The sequence below is a fragment of the Devosia submarina genome (genome assembly GCF_003056345.1).
Lineage (GTDB): Bacteria > Pseudomonadota > Alphaproteobacteria > Rhizobiales > Devosiaceae > Devosia > Devosia submarina.
Window position 1 is genome coordinate 109,792 of the sequence record NZ_PYWB01000009.1, and the last position, 15,846, is coordinate 125,637.

General features: G+C 60.8%; 20 protein-coding genes. 6 read left to right on the top strand and 14 right to left on the bottom strand.

Annotated elements, in window-relative coordinates:
- Nucleotides 1–98: 98 nt before the first annotated feature.
- The 4 genes from fumC to DDE77_RS14530 all read right to left on the bottom strand — a co-directional run bounded on the left by fumC (nt 99) and on the right by DDE77_RS14530 (nt 3,245).
- Nucleotides 99–1,499 carry a class II fumarate hydratase gene (gene fumC, locus DDE77_RS14515; RefSeq protein WP_108398198.1) on the bottom strand — a complete coding sequence of 467 codons (1,401 nt, stop codon included), beginning with the start codon at nt 1,497–1,499 and terminating at the stop codon, nt 99–101.
- Between the two features lie 126 nt (nt 1,500–1,625).
- Nucleotides 1,626–1,805 (bottom strand): 50S ribosomal protein L32, encoded by a 180-nt coding sequence (rpmF, locus tag DDE77_RS14520; protein WP_035097219.1) that lies wholly within the window; start codon nt 1,803–1,805, stop codon nt 1,626–1,628.
- Between the two features lie 130 nt (nt 1,806–1,935).
- The gene (locus DDE77_RS14525; RefSeq protein ID WP_108398199.1) at nt 1,936–2,346 is read right to left on the bottom strand and encodes a response regulator; all 411 of its coding nucleotides are present in this window, start codon (nt 2,344–2,346) and stop codon (nt 1,936–1,938) included.
- Nucleotides 2,346–3,245: a DUF3426 domain-containing protein gene (locus tag DDE77_RS14530; RefSeq protein ID WP_108398200.1), complete on the bottom strand. Its 900-nt coding sequence runs from the start codon at nt 3,243–3,245 to the stop codon at nt 2,346–2,348. The genes DDE77_RS14525 and DDE77_RS14530 overlap by 1 nt, the downstream gene beginning before the upstream one ends.
- A gap of 223 nt (nt 3,246–3,468) precedes the next feature.
- On the opposite strand from DDE77_RS14530, the gene ftsE reads away from it, so the two are divergent.
- From ftsE to DDE77_RS14550, 4 genes are all read left to right on the top strand, one after another.
- Nucleotides 3,469–4,131 carry a cell division ATP-binding protein FtsE gene (gene ftsE / locus DDE77_RS14535; RefSeq protein ID WP_108398201.1) on the top strand — a complete coding sequence of 221 codons (663 nt, stop codon included), beginning with the start codon at nt 3,469–3,471 and terminating at the stop codon, nt 4,129–4,131.
- Complete coding sequence (locus DDE77_RS14540) at nt 4,124–5,053, top strand: cell division protein FtsX (protein WP_108398202.1); 930 nt, start codon at nt 4,124–4,126, stop codon at nt 5,051–5,053. The genes ftsE and DDE77_RS14540 overlap by 8 nt, the downstream gene beginning before the upstream one ends.
- Nucleotides 5,054–5,130: 77 nt before the next feature.
- On the top strand, nt 5,131–5,952 hold the full coding sequence (locus DDE77_RS14545; RefSeq protein WP_108398203.1) for a lysophospholipid acyltransferase family protein: 822 nt from the start codon (nt 5,131–5,133) through the stop codon (nt 5,950–5,952).
- A 111-nt stretch (nt 5,953–6,063) separates the two neighbouring features.
- Nucleotides 6,064–6,408: a hypothetical protein gene (locus DDE77_RS14550; RefSeq protein ID WP_108398204.1), complete on the top strand. Its 345-nt coding sequence runs from the start codon at nt 6,064–6,066 to the stop codon at nt 6,406–6,408.
- On the opposite strand, the gene DDE77_RS14555 is transcribed toward DDE77_RS14550, so the two are convergent.
- Nucleotides 6,405–6,953: a gamma-glutamylcyclotransferase gene (locus DDE77_RS14555; RefSeq protein ID WP_108398205.1), complete on the bottom strand. Its 549-nt coding sequence runs from the start codon at nt 6,951–6,953 to the stop codon at nt 6,405–6,407. The genes DDE77_RS14550 and DDE77_RS14555 overlap by 4 nt on opposite strands.
- 97 nt (nt 6,954–7,050) lie before the next feature.
- On the opposite strand from DDE77_RS14555, the gene DDE77_RS14560 reads away from it, so the two are divergent.
- The gene (locus DDE77_RS14560) at nt 7,051–8,022 is read left to right on the top strand and encodes a DUF2125 domain-containing protein (RefSeq protein ID WP_157959842.1); all 972 of its coding nucleotides are present in this window, start codon (nt 7,051–7,053) and stop codon (nt 8,020–8,022) included.
- Here DDE77_RS14560 and DDE77_RS14565 read toward each other — a convergent pair.
- The 5 genes from DDE77_RS14565 to argH form a co-directional block, all read right to left on the bottom strand.
- The gene (locus DDE77_RS14565; protein ID WP_108398207.1) at nt 8,019–8,990 is read right to left on the bottom strand and encodes a prephenate/arogenate dehydrogenase family protein; all 972 of its coding nucleotides are present in this window, start codon (nt 8,988–8,990) and stop codon (nt 8,019–8,021) included. The two genes, DDE77_RS14560 and DDE77_RS14565, sit on opposite strands and share 4 nt — an antisense overlap.
- Nucleotides 8,987–10,075, bottom strand: a complete 1,089-nt coding sequence (gene hisC / locus DDE77_RS14570; protein WP_108398208.1) for a histidinol-phosphate transaminase — start codon at nt 10,073–10,075, stop codon at nt 8,987–8,989. The genes DDE77_RS14565 and hisC overlap by 4 nt, the downstream gene beginning before the upstream one ends.
- 64 nt (nt 10,076–10,139) lie before the next feature.
- Nucleotides 10,140–11,441: a diaminopimelate decarboxylase gene (gene lysA, locus DDE77_RS14575; RefSeq protein WP_108398356.1), complete on the bottom strand. Its 1,302-nt coding sequence runs from the start codon at nt 11,439–11,441 to the stop codon at nt 10,140–10,142.
- A gap of 165 nt (nt 11,442–11,606) precedes the next feature.
- On the bottom strand, nt 11,607–12,326 hold the full coding sequence (locus DDE77_RS14580) for a gamma-glutamylcyclotransferase (RefSeq protein ID WP_157959843.1): 720 nt from the start codon (nt 12,324–12,326) through the stop codon (nt 11,607–11,609).
- A gap of 48 nt (nt 12,327–12,374) precedes the next feature.
- Nucleotides 12,375–13,823 carry an argininosuccinate lyase gene (gene argH, locus DDE77_RS14585; RefSeq protein ID WP_108398210.1) on the bottom strand — a complete coding sequence of 483 codons (1,449 nt, stop codon included), beginning with the start codon at nt 13,821–13,823 and terminating at the stop codon, nt 12,375–12,377.
- 22 nt (nt 13,824–13,845) lie between these two features.
- Between argH and DDE77_RS14590 the strand changes: the two genes are divergently transcribed.
- On the top strand, nt 13,846–14,508 hold the full coding sequence (locus DDE77_RS14590; RefSeq protein ID WP_245895277.1) for a TlpA family protein disulfide reductase: 663 nt from the start codon (nt 13,846–13,848) through the stop codon (nt 14,506–14,508).
- A gap of 37 nt (nt 14,509–14,545) precedes the next feature.
- Here the strand turns inward: DDE77_RS14590 and DDE77_RS14595 are convergent, their stop codons facing one another.
- The 4 genes from DDE77_RS14595 to DDE77_RS14610 form a co-directional block, all read right to left on the bottom strand.
- Entirely contained in the window at nt 14,546–14,767 is a 222-nt protein-coding gene (locus tag DDE77_RS14595) for a hypothetical protein (RefSeq protein WP_108398211.1), read from the bottom strand.
- A gap of 17 nt (nt 14,768–14,784) precedes the next feature.
- Entirely contained in the window at nt 14,785–14,964 is a 180-nt protein-coding gene (locus DDE77_RS14600) for a putative motility protein (RefSeq protein ID WP_108398212.1), read from the bottom strand.
- Between the two features lie 63 nt (nt 14,965–15,027).
- Nucleotides 15,028–15,624, bottom strand: coding sequence for a cob(I)yrinic acid a,c-diamide adenosyltransferase (locus DDE77_RS14605; protein ID WP_108398213.1), 597 nt, complete (start codon nt 15,622–15,624; stop codon nt 15,028–15,030).
- A 3-nt stretch (nt 15,625–15,627) separates the two neighbouring features.
- Nucleotides 15,628–15,825 carry a twin transmembrane helix small protein gene (locus tag DDE77_RS14610; RefSeq protein ID WP_108398214.1) on the bottom strand — a complete coding sequence of 66 codons (198 nt, stop codon included), beginning with the start codon at nt 15,823–15,825 and terminating at the stop codon, nt 15,628–15,630.
- Nucleotides 15,826–15,846 lie beyond the last annotated feature (21 nt).

Here is a 15,846-nt window from a genome sequence, read left to right on the forward strand (position 1 = left end):
CCTCACTACACTATCTACCTCCGGGGCAGGGCCTCGCCACATCAACGCTGCTCATCACCGCACTTGGGGCGGCGCTTCGGCACGCCCCAATGTCGTCCTTACGACTTGAGCTTGAGCGGGCCGACCATCTGCTCGGGCTTGACCTCGGCATCGAACTCTTCGCCCGTGAGAAGGCCGAGGTTGATCGCTTCTTCGCGCAAGGTGGTGCCGTTCTTGTGCGCGGTCTTCGCGATCTTGGCGGCGTTGTCGTAGCCGATGCGGCGGTTGAGCGCCGTCACCAGCATCAGCGACTGGTCTACGAGCTGCGTAATGCGCTTGCGATCGGGCTCGATGCCAACGGCGCAATTGTCGTTGAACGACTTGGCCGCATCGGCCAGCAGGCGAACGGTTTGGAGGAAATTATAGGCGATCACCGGCTTGAAGACATTGAGCTCGAAATTGCCCTGCGAAGCGGCAAAGCCGATGGCGGCGTCATTGCCCATCACCTGGGCCACGACCATGGTCATGGCCTCGGACTGCGTCGGGTTGACCTTGCCCGGCATGATGGACGAGCCGGGCTCGTTTTCAGGAATAGTGATCTCGCCCAGGCCCGAGCGGGGGCCGGAGGCCAGCCAGCGCACGTCGTTGGCAATCTTCATGAAGGCCGCAGCGAGCTGCTTGAGCGCGCCCGAAGTACCCACAAAGGCGTCGTGGCCGGCCAGAAGCGCAAACTTGTTGGGGCCGGTTACAAAATCATGGCCGGTCAGTGCGGCGATCTCGCCGGCAACGGTGACGGCATAATCGGGATGGGCGTTGAGCCCCGTGCCCACGGCCGTGCCGCCAAGCGCCAGTTCCTTGAGCTGGGGCATGGTCGCTTTGATGGCCGCGATGGCATAATCGATCTGGGCCACCCAGCCGCTGATTTCCTGGCCCAGCGTCAGGGGCGTTGCGTCCTGAAGGTGCGTGCGGCCGATCTTGACCACATCCATGAACTGCTCGGACTTGGCCTGGAGCGTATTGCGCAGCACTTCGACGCGCGGAAAAAGATAATTCTCCAGCGCTTCCACGGCCGCAATATGCATGGCGGTCGGATAGGTGTCGTTGCTGGATTGGCTCATGTTGACATGATCATTGGGGTGCACGGGCTTTTTGGAGCCCATGGTGCCGCCGGCCAGCTCGATAGCGCGGTTGGAGATCACCTCGTTGACATTCATGTTGCTCTGCGTGCCCGAGCCGGTCTGCCAGACGACGAGCGGGAAATGGTCATGGAGCTTGTTGCTGATCACCTCGTCGGCGGCAGCAACGATGAGGTCGCGGGTTTTCTCGTCAAGCAGGCCCAGCTTGTGATTGGCGAGAGCCGCTGCCTTTTTCAGGATGCCGAAGGCATGGATGATCTCACGAGGCATCTTTTCGCCGCCAATATCAAAATTGGCCAGGCTTCGGGCCGTCTGCGCGCCGTAATATTTGTCGGACGGCACATTGATGGTGCCCATGGAATCCGATTCAACGCGCATGCTCATGAGGAAAACTCCAATCTCTGGCCGCCAAGGGGGAGCGGCACGGCAAAACGAAACGGCCGACCCAGTTTTACCGGATCGGCCGCTGCTGTAGCGTCAAGGCGCGCATTGCGCTACCTGTCTTTCGGCTTATTTCTTGACGTCGAGAATCTGACGGCCGCGGTACATGCCGGTCTTGAGATCGACATGATGGGGACGACGCAGCTCACCCGAATCCTTGTCTTCGACATAGGTTGGGTTGGCAAGAGCGTCGGCCGAACGGCGGAAGCCACGCTTCATCGGCGAGGTCTTGCGTTTTGGCACTGCCATGGTCGGGTCCTTCCGAAATTCAATATCGTTACGCCGCCGGAAGCGGCCCAGAGACGTAGCTCTGTTGGGGTTGCTGGGCTCTATAGAGCAAGAGCGGACGCTTGGCTAGGGGGATTTGCGCGTGATTTCGCTAGCTTTCGCGGGCCTGCCGCCCCAGGGAAACCACTTCCACTGGCTTGCCGGCCAGGGCGTCATCGATCTTGCCCAGCAACTCAGCGAGAGTAAAGGGCTTGACGATGACGTCATAGATCAGCGCGTCGAGCCCGTGGGCGCGCTCGCGCTGGTCGGCAAAGCCCGTCATCAGCACAATGACGACCTTGGGGAATTTGGCCGCGACATGGAGCGCCAGGGCAATGCCGTCCATGATGGGCATCTTGATGTCGGACAGCATCAGGTCGAACCGCCCTTCTTCGGCGTCCATGGTTTCGGCGGCCAGCCCGCCATCTTCCTCGGCAACGACCTCATGCCCCTTCATGGTCAGGGCGCTGACCACAAAAGCGCGAACGGAGGGATCGTCCTCGGCAACAAGAATACGGGCCATCAATGATGCTCCGGTGTGCTGGTGGCGTGCGGGGCCGCGTGGGCGGTCGCCGGAGCCGGATGGTAAAAAGATTGTTGGTTCGGTTCACCATGCGCCGGGGCGGCGGATGCAGCGGGTGCCGGGGCATTGTCGGCAAAGCTGAGCCGCACACGCTGCGCATCTCCCGGGGGCATGGCCAATTGCGTATCGAAGGTGGCCCGTTCGCCCGCCATGAGATCGGAAACGGACGGGGCTATGCTCCAGGCATAAATGCTTTGTCCATGGCTATCGAGCAGCGTCACAACAATCGCTGGCACCGGCGTCGGCGCGGCATTGAGGCCCAGGATCTGTGCCGAAACGATCAACACATCCTTGCCGTTGCGCAGGCTGCGTTGGGTTTCGACATCGGTGAAATCAAGGCCAAGCACGTTTACCGGCAGGCCAATAGCCTCATAGGCACCCGCCATGGCGGGAAAGCGCGCAACGATCGGGACACGGGCAAAAAAGGCGGCAGCACAAACTATGCCGAGCAAGAGCGCCAGCCCGATACGCACTGCACGGCGCGTTTGCGCCAGGGGCTGGCTCGCGGCGATGGCGCTTTGGCGCTTGGTGAAAGCGCGCTGGCGATTTCGGGCGAGCGCCGGGTCGATCTTTGCGGCCGCTTCCGCCTTGCCACTTTCCTCGGCAAGGCGCTTGGCACGATCGGCCGAAACGGCCTGTTCTTCGGCCAAGAAGGCTTCATCGAGCCCGTCTTCGACGAAACTGTTGATATTGATCTGATCGGCACCGGGCGGTTGGGCCGGGGGTGGCTGTTGCCAGGCTTGCTGGCATTGGGCGCACTGCACCTTGCGACCGGCCGATCCGATGGCCTCATAGGTCACCTGGTACTTCGTCTGGCAATGTGGACACGCAATGATCATGGGGCCGGACGGAATGGTGCCGTTGCAAAAAGAGGCGTTCGCCACTCTAGAGCCTGGGGGGTTAACACTCCTCAAACCGCGCAAGCGGGGCAGAAATCCACCACATTTACGCCGATTTCGTGCCGCCAAGGGTGCCTTTTGGTCCAACAGGGCGGCAGCGCTGCTATGGTGGCCCAACGCCTGATTCGTGTATTTGGTCAGACCTTTTGGGGAGCCTGCATTTTTGATCGAGTTTTCCGATGTGGGCCTGCGCTATGGCAATGGCCCGGAAATCCTGCGGGACCTGACGTTTTCCGTCGAACCCGGCTCCTTTCACTTCCTGACCGGTCCGTCTGGCGCAGGGAAAACCTCGCTGCTGCGCCTGCTCCTTCTGTCGCTCAAGCCATCACGCGGCAAGGTGACCATGTTTGGCGAGGATGTGAGCAATCTGACGCAGGACCGCCTGCTGCAGATGCGTCGCCATATCGGCATCGTGTTCCAGGAATTCCGGCTGCTCGATCATCTAACGACATTCGAGAATGTTGCCCTGCCCTTGCGCGTGCTGGGCCAGCCCGAGCACGAATATCGTCCCAATGTCACCGAATTGCTGGAATGGGTTGGGCTAGGCCAGCGCATGGATGCCTTGCCATCCCTTTTGTCGGGTGGCGAAAAGCAGCGCGCCGCCATCGCGCGCGCCGTGATCGCCAGGCCCAAAGTGCTGTTGGCGGACGAGCCGACGGGCAATGTAGACCCCGAACTCTCGAGCCGGCTGGTGCACCTTTTTGCCGAACTCAACCGGACCCTGGGCATGACGATTATTCTGGCAACCCATGAATTGCCCCTGCTCGATAAATTTCCCTATCCCCGCATGCTGCTCAGCAAGGGCGAGTTGGTGATCCATGATTGAGCGCGTCCTGGCCCTTCTGCCCCGCCGCAAGGGCGCTGCCCCCATTGTTCCCGAAAAAAGTGTCGCCGGCCGCACACTTCTTTTCATGATCACCATCATGAGCTTCCTTTCCGCCGTGACGCTGGGCGGCGTGGTGCTGGTGCAAAAATCGGCCATTGCCTGGTCTGCCGATGTGGGGCGCGAAGTAACCATCCAGATCCGCCCTGTTGAGGGCGAGGTGATGGACAGCAATCTGCGTACCGCCGTGACGCTGGCCGAAACCACGCCGGGCGTTGCCTCGGCTCGCGCGCTCACCATCGAGGAAAGCCAAGCGCTGCTCGAGCCATGGCTTGGGGCAGGGCTTGATCTTAGTTCCATCGAGATCCCGCGCCTGGTGGTCGTCCAACTCACCGATCCGCAGGACGCCGATATCGAATCGCTCCAGCGCAATCTCGCCGCGATCAATGGCGCGAGCCTTGATACCCATGCTGCCTGGCGGCAACAGCTCAACACCATGGCGGGCACAATCGTGTTTTCGGGCCTTCTGGTCCTGGTGCTGATCGGGGCGGCCACAGTGCTCGCGATCATTTTCGCCACGCGAGGCGCCATGGCCACCAACCGCGAGATCGTGGACGTCCTCCATTATATCGGGGCGTCCAACAAATTCATCGCCGGCGAATTTCAGGGGCGCTTCCTGTCCATCGGCCTGCAAGGGGGACTCCTGGGTGCAACGGCGGCCCTCCTGTTTTTCGCGCTGATCGGTACCGCTGCCGGCAACATGCTTTCCAGTGAAGCAGGTGCACAGGTCGGCGTGCTGTTTGGCCGTTTCGCCCTGGGCTATGACGGCATTATCGGCATTGTCGCGGTAATCCCGGTTATTGCCGCCTTGACCGCGATTACATCGCGCATGACGGTACGGCGGTTCTTGAGCGAGACCTCCTGAAGGTTGAGGCTCGCCATGAGCGCGGCCGACCATTATGGAAAGCGAGGGGCCGCCGCCCCGTCCCAGGAGCCAAAAGCATGAAGCTGATCCAGGCCGTTCGCACGGCATTGTTCTATCTGCTGTTTATCGGCCAAACGGCGGTAGTCGCCATTGTTATCGGCACGCTTGCGCTGATCCGCGGCAGGACCAAGCTTGGCTGGGCCCTGGCGGTGTATTGGTGCCGTTCCAGCCTTGTTATCCTGCGGGCGTTAACCGGCGTGCGCACGGAAGTTACGGGTGCAGAGCATATCCCGCCGGGCGGCTGCATCATCGCGTCCAAGCACCAGAGCGATTGGGATGTGTTCGCCATTTTCCCCTATACGGGCCGGCCCGCCTACGTGATCAAGAAGGAGCTGATGAACATTCCCTTCTTCGGCTGGGCCGCACGTGCAATGGACTGCATTGAAGTGGACCGCAAGCGCGGTGCTGAAGCCATCCCCTTGATGATGGTACAGGCCCACGCGGCGATCGAACGCGGTTGCCGGATCGTGATTTTCCCCGAAGGAACGCGCAAGGCTCCGCTGGCTAAGGCGGATTATCGGCAGGGCATCGCCCGGCTTTATGCCCAGCTCAATGTGCCTGTTGTACCGGTGGCACTCAATTCAGGCCTGTTCTGGGGTCGTAATAGCCCTGTGATCTGGCCCGGCACGGCAAAGGCGCGCTTCCTCCCACCTATCGAGGCGGGGCTCCCGCCGGATGTTTTTATGCAGAGACTCAAAAAAGCCATCGAAACCGATTCGGATGCACTGATTCTGGAGGCTGCCGAGCAAGGACTCGCTCGTCCGATGGATGGCGACTTCCGGGCAAAGCTGGAAGATCTTAAGGCGGGCCAACAGAACGCTGACCAAACTACATATTGACGCTTCTGCTGCAGAAGCCATAGATGTAGTAGGCAAAGGCAGACGAGTTGACGCGCGTTTTAATTTGTTCTAGTTTTGTTCTAAGTTGATGCGCTCTGGGGCTGGCGTGAAATGATGATTACCGAAAGCAGAATCGTTGCACACGGCTTCAACCGGCACAGCAACTGGGTCGGCCGCTCCGGCCGGGCTTATGGCGCCGTCAGCGAAAGTCTTGAACAATTTGCCATGAATGATGGCCAGCTCTACCTGATCGCCAAGGGCAGTCATGTGCTGTGGGTTGGCTCAACGGATGAACTGGTAAGCGACCCCATGAGCCGCTCGCGTTTCCGCCTTGCGCTCGATTGTGGTGAGCGCGCTTTCCGCCTGATCAGCCCCGGTGCAGCGGATCAGCGGCTTTCCACGATCTGGGATCTGGAAGGTGCCGTGCCCCAGTTGAGCGCCAGAGTGGCCGCTTAGACAGCTTCCTGCTCGAGCACGGCGGCCAAGGTCATCAGGGCGCGGTCGCGAATGCCTAGTTCTGCCAGGTGCCGTGCGGTATTAAGCACATAATCGATATTGCGCCCCGATAAGCCAACGCCCGCCCGCACCATGGCCAATTGCTGCTCAGGGGTGAGGGTACCGGCAAATTGATGGTGTTGCTCATCCACCACAAAAGCCAGGGCACTTACCCTTCTGCCATCCGCCAAGCGCACCGGCCGCATGACATCACGGTAAACAGCCGTTACTTGTTCGCGCTCCTCCAGATATGCGCGCACGGCCGGCCATTCCCTGTCGGCCACCTCGAACACCATGCCCCGGCAGGAGCCGCCACGCACAAGGCCAAACACCAACCCCGGCATCTCCACAGTGCCGCGATGATAGTGCGAAACAATAGACAAGCTGCGATGGGCGCCGCGCAACAGGCCCTGTTGCGCGGAGACATAAGGAAAGCCCGGGTTCCAGATAAGCGAGCCGTAGCCAAAAACCCAATGGTTAGCGGCGTCAGTTATGGTGCTGGTCATGCGTCCCCAATATCAGACTTTCTTTGTTTGGTTGGATTTGCCGAACGAAGTGGATCAGCGCTTCAACCAGCCGGATGGCAAAGGTAAGACTGCCATCATGAAAAAACGAATCATTGTTCTGGGCAGCGCCGTTGTTCTCATCGTGGTCATCTGGAGCGTGGCCTGGTTTGTCCTCGCCGGCATGATCCGGCAGAATATCGAGGCCCAAGCCATGGCTGACGGCGTTTCGGAGCCTCGAGTGGTCTGCGGTACGCTCAATGTGAGTGGCTTTCCGTTCCGGTTCAATGTCCGTTGCGAAACGGCGCAGATCGCGATGGGGGACATTGCTGTGGATGTTCCCGAGATCCGCGCCGGGTTCGTGGTTTTTTCGCCAACAGCAATCCGCCTATCAGCTCAAGGTCCGTTGCAGCTCACCGATGGCTTCACCGGGACGCGCAATTCCGTGGCCTGGTCAGCGCTCGATGCCAGCATCCGCCTCAATGATTGGCGCATTGCGCGCGCCTCTGTGTCGGGCAAGGACCTTCAATGGTCCGACACGCTGATGGGCGAAACCACCATCGCGCAGAGCCCGCTCGTGGAGCTGCATCTGTTTGACATCCCCGAGCAGCATGATCCGCAGCGCGGGCTTGCAGCTCTGGCCGGCTATGCCCTGGCCAACGAGGTGTCCTATCCCGGCATGACGCTGACCAATGCCGCAGCCGAGGTCCAGCTCGAACTCACCGGGCTACCCGACGATATCAGGAATTGGGGTGATCCGCAGCTCCTGCTGCTGATGCAGCAGGCCGGCGCGCGGCTCAACATTGTCTCGATTCACGCTACGGACGCCGATTCCGTATTGGACGCCAGCGGCGCGCTCACGCTCGACGCACAAGGCCTGCCTGATGGCGCCATCGACATCAAGTCTGTCGGGGTTGCAGAACGGCTTGGGGCCATGCTGGCCGAGCCTTGGCGGACACTGGTATTCGGTACGCCGGCAGAGGATGGCTCCTTTGCCAACCAGATCCGGTTCAGCGGCGGCAGCGTTTACTCGGGCCTTGTGCCGATCGCCAGTGTGCCGCCCCTGTTCTAGGCGTCGTCACCACCGCCGTGCTCGCGAACCAGTTTGCGGTCCGGGGCTGGTGGGGCGTCATGCGGGCGGCCGAAATCAGGCGCCGCGGTTTCCTGGCCGGCTGAGATAATCGAGCGGCGGATGGCACGGGTGCGGGTGAACATGGCTTCCAGCGCGGGACCGTCACCCATGCGCACGGAGCGCTGCAAGGCCGACAGGTCCTCTGAAAAGCGCCCGAGCATTTCAAGCACTGCATCGCGGTTGGTAAGGAAAATATCGCGCCACATCACCGGATCAGACGCGGCAATGCGGGTGAAATCACGGAAACCAGAGGCCGAGAACTTGATCACTTCGGACTGTGTCGCAGCTTCAAGATCGGCCACCGTGCCCACGATGTTGTAAGCAATCAGATGCGGGATATGGCTGGTGATCGCCAGCACCATGTCGTGGTGAGGGGCATCCATGGCTTCAACCTGGCTGCCCATGGCACGCCAGAAAGCGGCAAGCTTCTCGGTTTGCGCCGGATCGACTTCGGCCCCAGGCGTCAGCACGCACCAGCGGCCGGCAAACAATTCGGGAAAGCCGGCGGAGGGGCCGGAATGCTCGGTTCCAGCCAGCGGATGGCCCGGGATGAAATGAACGCCTTCAGGAACCAGGGGCGCAACAGTCTTGACCACATGACCTTTAACTGAGCCCACATCGGACAGGATCGCACCCGTCTCGAGAGCTGGAGAGATCGTGCGCATCACGCCTTCATAGGCACCCACAGGCGTGCAGATGATAACGAGATCGGCCCCGCGCACGGCTTCGGCCGCGTCGAGCGTATAGATGTCGCCCAGCTTGAGCTCGCGCGCTTCGTCCAGTGTCTCGGGTTTGCGCGTTGCAATGGAGATCACATCCACCAACCCCTGGCGCCGAGCGGCCAAGGCAATGGACGAGCCGATCAGCCCGATGCCGATCAGGGCGAGTTTGCGGAAGTGCACGCTCATGAGATTTGAACCAAAGCCTTGAGGATACCAACAACGCCGCGCATGGCCTGTTCCGAGCCGATGGAAATCCGCAAACCTTGTGGAATGCCATAAGAACCGCCGATTTCACGCACGATCAGCCCGCGCTCCAGCAGCGTCTCGAAAGCAAGGGATGCGTGCTCGGCATCGGGAAACAGCACCATCACGAAATTGGCTTGGCTCGGCACCACATGCATGTGATTGCCGTCGAGTTCAGCCGTTATCCAGTCGCGCCATTGCGCATTGTGTGCCTTGAGTTTGGCTGTGAACTCAGTGTCACGAGTGGCTGCCGCGCCCGCCATCTGCGCGGGCAGATTGACGTTGAATGGCCCGCGAATGCGGTTGATGGCATCAACCAGATGAACTGGTCCGACCATCCAGCCAATACGTACGGCGGCCAGGCCCATCTTGGAAAAGGTGCGGACCATGGCAACGTTTTGCGCTTCGTTGACGAGGTCGAGCCCGGTCGTGAAATCGGGCGCCGTTACGTACTCGGCATAAGCGTTGTCGATCACCAGCAGGATGTCGGGTCGCAATCCGGCATGCAGACGTCGGATCTCGCTGTCGGGCAGATAGGTGCCGGTGGGATTGTTGGGGTTAGCCAGCCAGACGATCTTGGTCTGGGGCGTCACAGCCGACAGCAGCGCGTCGACATCGGCGGTATACTGGTCCTCATCCACCATGACGATCTCGGCGCCGGCGGCCTTGGTGATGATGGGATAGACTGAAAAGCCGTAGCGGCTCATGATCGCCTGGTCGCTTTCGCCCAGATAAGCCTGGGCGAGCAGGTGCAGCAGATCGTCCGATCCATTGCCGCAAACGATGTGATCGGGGTCGATGCCATGCACCTCGCCCAGTGCCGTCCGCAGAATCTTGGACGAGCCCTCGGGATAGATGTCGAGCTTTTCTGCTGCGGCCCGGTAAGCCTCGATCGCCTTAGGGCTCGCCCCCAGCGGAGATTCATTGGACGAAAGCTTGACCGCATTGCTGCCGGGTGCGCCGGCTTTGCCCGGCACATAAGCTGCAATGTCAAGAATGCCGGGCTGCGGGACGGGATGATCGGACATGGATATTACGCCGGGTTGAATGCGCGCGGACCATAGTCAAAGGGCCCGCCGAACGCAAAGGGAGTCAGAGCCAGTCAGGCACGCTGTCGAGCGCGATCAGCTCCTCCAGCGACTTGCGCGGGCGGATCACATGGAAGCGGTCGCCATCCACCAGCACTTCGGGAATGAGGGCGCGCGAATTATAGGTCGACGCCATAACAGCGCCATAGGCCCCCGCGCTCATTACTGCGAGCAGGTCGCCTTCCTTGACGCCGGGCATGGTGCGCGCCTTGGCCAAATAATCACCCGTTTCGCATACGGGCCCAACAATATCGGCCTTGATTGGGGCGAGATTGGAATGGTTTACCGGCACAATATCGTGGTGCGCTTCATAGAGGGTGGGGCGGATAAGATCGTTCATCGCTGCGTCAACGATCACGAAATTGGTGCTGCCTTCCTTGACGTATTCGACCTTGGTGACAAGGATGCCGGCATTGCCCACCAGCAAGCGGCCCGGCTCGATTACAAGGCTGACACCGAGCTGCCCAATCTTGTCCCGGACAACAGCGGCATAGGCGCTGGGCAGGGGTGGGGCGGTTTCGTCGACGTTATAGGGAATGCCCAAGCCGCCACCCACATCAACGTGCTCGATGTGGTGACCCTGCGCCCTTAGCGCCGTCACCAATTCGGCCATGAGGCCAAAGGCGTTGCCAAAGGGCTCAAGGTCGGTGATCTGCGAGCCGATATGCATGTCAACGCCGACAGCCTCGACATTAGGCAGATCGGCAATGCGCTGATAAACCTCATGGGCACGCTGATAGGAAATGCCGAACTTGTTTTCGGCCTTGCCAGTGGAGATTTTGGCGTGCGTGCGCGCATCGACATCGGGGTTGATGCGCACCGATACCCTTGCGGTCAGCCCCATATCGGCCGCGACCATGGAGAGCCGCTCGAGCTCGGGTTCGCTTTCGACGTTGAAGCACTTGATGCCAGCCTCAAGTCCCCGGCGCATTTCCGCGATGGTCTTGGCCACACCAGAAAACACGATCATGTTCGGCCGGATGCCTGCCGCCAGGGCGCGCTCCAGCTCGCCCAATGACACCACATCGGCGCCAGCGCCTTCGGCAGCCATGAGCTTGAGCACGGCTTGATTGGAATTGGCCTTCATCGCATAGGCGAGCAGGGTCGGAATGCCTTCAAAGGCAGACTTCACCACGCGCACATGTCGGCGCAGCGTCGCTGCTGAATAGACATAGAAGGGCGTGCCCACCTCCGTCGCAAGGTCATTGAGGTTGACGTCCTCGGCAAAAAGCGTGTCGCCGCGATGTTCGAAATGGTGGACCAAGGCTGTTGTTTCTTCCCGGTGGGGTCCCGCAACAGACCTCATCCTGAGCTTGTCGAAAGACGAGGTCGTGGCATGGTGCCGTTCAACCTTGTGGTTCGACAGGCTCACCATGAAGTTGAACCCGGGACCAATGCTGCACACGCTTCTTCCCCAAGAAAGAAGGGTTGTCATGCTCTAGTGCAGTGATGGCAAAAACAAAAGCAAGACTTACCGGTCCGGCTCATAAGCGGCTTCGATGCGGTCGGCTACCAGGGACTGCAGCTGCCAGAGATGGGGATCATGGATGCCCATTTCCTCAAGGTGCTGGACGGTGGCAAACAGATATTCGGCCATCGAACCCCGCGAGCCGACAGCCGTTGCGAGCACGTGGGCGATCTCCTCAACCGAAAGGCCCGAGACATAGCGACCCGAATTCCGATCGATGCAGAAGGTCAATGCCCTGACGGTCCTGTCGCCGGCGCGGGCATTGACCCAGCGCGGCGGGAAGGCGGAAGGCAGCCAGGCCATTTCGCGCTCAAGGAGCTGCGTCATGCATTCTTCGATCCGATTAGGCGGCAGGCGATAAAGGACGCCCTTGCAGGCGCCGCCACGATCAAGTGCCAGCATCAGCCCAGGATTTTCGTCCGACCCGCGGAAGCGATTGTTCCAGCCGAGGCAAAAGGCACGGTGCCAGCCGCGTACCAGGCCGGTGCGCATTTCCACGAAATCGCAGGCTGGTTTCCAGATCAGCGAGCCATAGGCAAAGATCCAGACCTCCCCCATGTCGCCTTCGCGGCTAATCAGCTCGGCTATGGTGCGCTGGTGATCCTCGGGCGTTGCCGCATGATAGCCCTCGGGCGGTGGCGGCATCTCCTCGGCGAGATCAAGCGGTTGCAGATAGCCGACATGACGCTCGGTGAGCCGCATCTGTCGGGTTGATCTGGGCACCGCTCGCTCCGTGTTTGCCTTGGGCAGACGGTGACTTATTCGCCCGACCTATTCAACCCCGCCATCGCCATGGCCGCCATGCTTTTTCTTGCCCAAGAGCTTGGGTTCATGGCTTTGTCCCGTTAGCAGGGTTTTCCAGCGAGCTGCCTGCACCAACACATTTGCTGGTGCCGTGCCGCCATAGGACTGCCGCGCTGCAACGGAGGCTTCCACGGTCAGCACCTTGTGGATACGGCTGTCGATGCGTTCATCGATCGTCTTGAAGTCCTCGATAGTGAGGCCCTCCAATTCACAGCCCTTCTGCTCGGCGAGAGCCACGACCTGCCCCGTGATGTGATGGGCATCGCGGAAGGGAATATTGAGCTCGCGCACCAGCCAATCGGCAATGTCGGTCGCCGTCGAGAATCCGGCCGAAGCCGAAGCCCGCATGCGCTCTCGATTGGCCATCATATCCCCGATCATTCCGGTCATAGCGGCGAGGGAAAGCGAGAGAGCATCAAGCGCGTCAAAGGCAACTTCCTTGTCCTCCTGCATGTCCTTGCTATAGGCGAGCGGCAGGCCTTTCATCACAACCAGCAAGCTCGTCAGCGCGCCCAGGATGCGACCGATCTTGGCGCGCACCAGTTCGGCGGCGTCAGGATTGCGCTTTTGCGGCATGATGGAGGAGCCAGTGGTGAATTTATCCGACAGCCGTACAAAGCCGAACTGCGCCGAACTCCAGATGACCATCTCCTCGGCGAAGCGGGAAAGATGCATGGCGCAAATGGCTGCAGCCGCCAGCGTCTCGAGAATGAAGTCGCGGTCTGAAACGGCATCGAGCGAATTGGCAGTGGGGCGATCGAAGCCGAGCTTTTCAGCCGTCATATGGCGGTCGATGGGGTAGGGCGTACCGGCCAGTGCCGCAGAACCAAGCGGGCTTTCGTTGAGGCGCTTGCGGGCGTCCAGCAGCCGTCCCGCGTCGCGGCCCAGCATTTCGACATAAGCCAGCAGATGGTGGCCAAAGGTCACCGGCTGGGCACTTTGCAGATGGGTGAAGCCCGGCATGATGGTTTCGGCTTCCGCTTCTGCGCGCTCCACCAGCGCGAGCTGAAGGGTGTGTACCTGAACCACCAGAGTATCGATTGTGTCGCGGACATAGAGCTTGAAATCGGTCGCGACCTGATCGTTACGCGAGCGCGCCGTATGCAGGCGACCGGCCGCATCGCCGATCTTTTCGCGCAGGCGCGATTCGACATTCATGTGAATGTCTTCAAGCGCCCGCGAAAAGGTGAAAGTGCCGCCCTCGATTTCGGCCAATACCTCGTTTAGACCCGCAACAATGCTGTCGCGGTCCTCATGCGTCAGAATGCCCGTCTCACCGAGCATTGTCGCATGGGCGATCGATCCGGCAATATCCTGGCGGAAGAGACGCTGATCGAATCCGATCGATGCGTTGATTTCTTCCATGATGGCGTCGGGTCCGGTTGCAAACCGGCCGCCCCACATCTTGTTGCTCATTGAATGACCTCGGAGACCGTTTATGACCGATACGCATGCGCCCCGCCCCGGAGCAACACGCAGCGTCCGGCTGGCGATCATCCTGGGCTTGGCTGGATTGGTGCTAGCTATAGCTGCGTGGGTGATGCTGGGCAATGCCGGAGAGGCGCGGGAATGCCCCGTGCAGGAAGAAGCGGCAACAGCAATCGGGGACGCAGCAGTGGGTGAGCTCGCCGCGCTCAATGGCACGGGGGAAGGGCGTGGCTACGGCACGATGGCGTTCAAGGACGCTGCGGGCCAGCCGGTGACCATCGCTGATTTCAAGGGCAAGAAGCTCCTCGTCAATTTCTGGGCCAGTTGGTGCGTGCCCTGCCGGGAGGAAATGCCGGCGCTCGACGCCTTGGCGACGCAGTACAATTCGGATGCGTTCATGGTGCTGCCGATCAATCTCGATATTGGTGCCGGCGGGCTCGAAAAGGCGCAGGCGTTTCTGGACGAGAACCAGTTCAGCAATCTGCCGCTTTATGCCGACAACACTTTCGCAGCGTTTGAGCGGCTCAAGCAGCAGGCCGTGGCCGTGGGGCTACCTGCAACGCTGGTGCTGGACGAGAACGGGTGCGAGCTTGCCGTGCTGCAGGGCCCGGCCGAGTGGAACAGCGATGACGGGCGTGCGGTGGTGGAAACACTGCTCCGCTTGGGCGCCTAAGCGGCCCGTCCAATAGCCTCACGGTGAGAGGTCACAGCTAGATCAGCCGGTCCACCACGGCGCCTGAGTCAACCACAGGCGTCTCGGCTTCTCCATCAGGGCTGAGCAGCGCTGCCCGAGCCTGCTCGTCACTGATAGCCCGCTGGAGCGCGAGGCTGAGTTCAGCCACCTTGCCAAGCTGGGCCTCCACTGGCGTGCCGGAGCGATCCACCATGCGGTTGATCATGACGCTTGAGCCGATGCCGAGCGGATTGCCCATCGCCGTCCTCCAGCCCCTTATGCGAGCTTGTCTAGCGCGCCCTGTCCTGGGGGTGGCGCCGAGCGCGCCGACTGCATGAGCGTATCAAGCAATTCGGCCTGCATCTCGTGCGTCTTCTTGAAGACGGCAATCTGCACGCTGCCCTGCAGCTTGGCCGAATTCATCGCCATCACCTGCATGCTCAGGTCAGTGTTCATCCGGACCTCCTTGGGTGATGTCCAGGAACGAACCTAGAGCCAAGCGGTAAACAAAGCTTTGGGCTATTTGTCCTTCTTGAGGTCTCCGTAATTGCCCGGCACCCAGAGCACGTCGCGGGCGCCATTGCCGTTGGCAACGCGGCAAAGAACGAACAGGAGATCCGACAGGCGGTTGAGGTAGCGCACAGCTTCCCCGTTGGTGTCGGGCTCGGCTGCCGCAAGTTCAACTGTCAGGCGCTCGGCCCGGCGCGTGATTGTGCGGGCGAGGTGGAGACATGCCGCGAGCGGCGTGCCACCCGGGAGGACAAAGCTTTTAAGCGGCTGCAGATCGGCATTGTAGTGGTCGATCTGTTTTTCCAGAAACAGTGTCTGCACGGGACGCACGCGCAGGGACGGGTGCTCGGCCGCGGGGTCGTCCTGCCCCGGTGTGGCTAGATCGGAGCCGACATCGAAAAGGTCGTTCTGAATGCGGCTTAAAAGCATATCGATCTTGGGCATGGAGCCGGTATGCAGCCGCGCCTGGCCAATGGTGGCATTGGCCTCCTCCACCGTTCCATAGGCATCGATGCGGATATCGTATTTGGGCCGGCGAGGGCCGCGGACCAGGCCGGTCGTGCCGTCGTCGCCAGTGCGGGTGTAGATGACGTTGATCTTGACCATTGCCTAGCTGCGCCCGCCAAACAGGAAGAGCGCACCCAAAAGCAGGGCGAGTGCCACGGCCTGGCCGATAACGCGCAAGCGCATCAGGCGTTGGCTGGTATTGCCCGGACCGCCCTTGAGCATGTTCCACAATCCCATGATCAGCACGATCACGACGAAAAGCAGAGCCAAGGCGATGGCGATATTGAGAAGGGTTTCCATGGAATCCTCGGTGGGGTCGGG

Bases quoted from the DNA above. Each gene is read 5' to 3' on its own strand.
- rpmF (WP_035097219.1), bottom strand. From the start codon at position 1,805: ATGGCAGTGCCAAAACGCAAGACCTCGCCGATGAAGCGTGGCTTCCGC.
- DDE77_RS14595 (WP_108398211.1), bottom strand. From the start codon at position 14,767: ATGGGCAATCCGCTCGGCATCGGCTCAAGCGTCATGATCAACCGCATG.
- DDE77_RS14525 (WP_108398199.1), bottom strand. From the start codon at position 2,346: ATGGCCCGTATTCTTGTTGCCGAGGACGATCCCTCCGTTCGCGCTTTT.
- DDE77_RS14530 (WP_108398200.1), bottom strand. From the start codon at position 3,245: ATGATCATTGCGTGTCCACATTGCCAGACGAAGTACCAGGTGACCTAT.
- DDE77_RS14610 (WP_108398214.1), bottom strand. From the start codon at position 15,825: ATGGAAACCCTTCTCAATATCGCCATCGCCTTGGCTCTGCTTTTCGTC.
- DDE77_RS14555 (WP_108398205.1), bottom strand. From the start codon at position 6,953: ATGACCAGCACCATAACTGACGCCGCTAACCATTGGGTTTTTGGCTAC.
- hisC (WP_108398208.1), bottom strand. From the start codon at position 10,075: ATGTCCGATCATCCCGTCCCGCAGCCCGGCATTCTTGACATTGCAGCT.
- DDE77_RS14545 (WP_108398203.1), top strand. From the start codon at position 5,131: ATGAAGCTGATCCAGGCCGTTCGCACGGCATTGTTCTATCTGCTGTTT.
- argH (WP_108398210.1), bottom strand. From the start codon at position 13,823: ATGAGCAACAAGATGTGGGGCGGCCGGTTTGCAACCGGACCCGACGCC.
- DDE77_RS14560 (WP_157959842.1), top strand. From the start codon at position 7,051: ATGAAAAAACGAATCATTGTTCTGGGCAGCGCCGTTGTTCTCATCGTG.
- DDE77_RS14590 (WP_245895277.1), top strand. From the start codon at position 13,846: ATGACCGATACGCATGCGCCCCGCCCCGGAGCAACACGCAGCGTCCGG.
- DDE77_RS14550 (WP_108398204.1), top strand. From the start codon at position 6,064: ATGATGATTACCGAAAGCAGAATCGTTGCACACGGCTTCAACCGGCAC.
- fumC (WP_108398198.1), bottom strand. From the start codon at position 1,499: ATGAGCATGCGCGTTGAATCGGATTCCATGGGCACCATCAATGTGCCG.
- DDE77_RS14565 (WP_108398207.1), bottom strand. From the start codon at position 8,990: ATGAGCGTGCACTTCCGCAAACTCGCCCTGATCGGCATCGGGCTGATC.
- DDE77_RS14600 (WP_108398212.1), bottom strand. From the start codon at position 14,964: ATGAACACTGACCTGAGCATGCAGGTGATGGCGATGAATTCGGCCAAG.
- DDE77_RS14540 (WP_108398202.1), top strand. From the start codon at position 4,124: ATGATTGAGCGCGTCCTGGCCCTTCTGCCCCGCCGCAAGGGCGCTGCC.
- lysA (WP_108398356.1), bottom strand. From the start codon at position 11,441: ATGAGGTCTGTTGCGGGACCCCACCGGGAAGAAACAACAGCCTTGGTC.
- DDE77_RS14605 (WP_108398213.1), bottom strand. From the start codon at position 15,624: ATGGTCAAGATCAACGTCATCTACACCCGCACTGGCGACGACGGCACG.